The sequence below is a fragment of the Methylobacterium haplocladii genome (assembly GCF_007992175.1).
GTDB lineage: Bacteria > Pseudomonadota > Alphaproteobacteria > Rhizobiales > Beijerinckiaceae > Methylobacterium > Methylobacterium haplocladii.
Genome location: NZ_BJZT01000077.1, coordinates 1 through 1,306, shown reverse-complemented (window position 1 = coordinate 1,306; position 1,306 = coordinate 1). Strand labels below are relative to the sequence as shown.

Annotated in this window: 1 protein-coding gene and 1 other annotated feature; the gene reads right to left on the bottom strand. The window is 66.9% G+C overall.

All coding sequences use genetic code 11. The annotated features are described in order from the left end of the window. Positions 1 to 38: 38 nt before the first annotated feature. Positions 39 to 1,267 (bottom strand): IS3 family transposase gene (locus tag MHA02_RS21790; RefSeq protein ID WP_147082670.1). Its coding sequence is split into 2 segments (ribosomal slippage): positions 39 to 979 and positions 979 to 1,267, totalling 1,230 coding nucleotides; the frame shifts between segments, so codons are not numbered across the junction. Then, positions 870 to 986: a sequence feature (AL1L pseudoknot), on the bottom strand. It overlaps the preceding gene by 117 nt. Positions 1,268 to 1,306 lie beyond the last annotated feature (39 nt).

Sequence of the window (1,306 nt, the reverse complement as noted above, 5' to 3'; positions counted from 1 at the left end):
GAACCGCGCCGGGTTTTCCGGAGGCGATTTGGTTTGGGTCAGGCTGCCAAGGTTTTCACCTCGACCTGAGCAAAGTAGCACGCCTCGGCCTCGGCGGGAGGGATATTCCCGATGGGTTCGAGCAGGCGGCGGGTGTTGAACCAGTCGACCCATTCGAGGGTGGCAAACTCGACCGCCTCGAAGCTGCGCCACGGCCCGCATCGATGGATCACCTCGGCTTTGAACAGGCCGTTGATCGTCTCGGCCAAGGCGTTGTCGTAGCTGTCGCCGACGCTGCCGACGGACGGCTCGACGCCCGCCTCTGCCAGCCGCTCCGTGTAGCGCAGGGCGAGGTATTGCGAGCCCCTGTCGCTATGGTGGACGAGGCCGCCGCCTTGGAGCGGCCGGCGTTCGTGCAGGGCCTGCTCCAAGGCATCGAGCACGAAGCCGGCATGGGCGGTCCGCGACGCCCGCCAGCCGACGATGCGCCGGGCGAACGCGTCGATGACGAAGGCGACGTAGACAACGCCGCTCCACGTGGCGACGCAGGTGAAGTCGCTGACCCACAGGGCGTTCGGACGCGGTGCCTTGAACAGGCGGCTCACTCGGTCGAGCGGACAGGCCGTGGCCGGGTGGGGGATGGTGGTGCGAACCCTCTTGCCTCGCACGATGCCGTGCAACTCCATGATCCGCATCAGTCGGGCGACCGTACAGCGGGCCACCGCGACCCCTTCCCGGCCGAGCTGACGCCAGACCTTGCGCACGCCGTAGACGCAGAAGTTCTCCTCGAACACGCGCCGGATCTCGATCATCAGCGCCGCGTCCGAGCGGGCTCGTGCCGGCAGCAGGCCAGGATCGGCGCGCCGTGCGGCATGGGCGTAGTACGTCGATGGGGCGATCGGCAGCACGCGGCAGATCGGCTCGACCCCATAGACGACGCGATGGTCGTCGATAAAGGCGATCATGTCCGCGACCGGCGGTCGAGCTCCGCAAACGCAAAATACGCGGACGCCTTCCTCAGGATCTCGTTAGCCTGTCGCAGTTCGCGGTTCTCGCGCTCCAGCGCCTTGATCCGCTCGCGCTCGTCCGTAGTCGGTCCCGCTCGCTGGCCCTGGTCCCGCTCGGCTTGGCGAACCCAGTTCCGCAGCGTCTCTCCCGAACAGCCGATCTTGGCCGCGATTGAGCGGATCGCTGCGTACTGCGAGCCGTGCTCGCCTTGGTGGTCGAACACCATCCGGACCGCGCGCTCACGGACCTCAGGCGAAAAGGGTGTGCTTCGCTTCGTCATGGCTCCATCCTCTCAAGAGTTGGAGCCTCCGAGAAACCC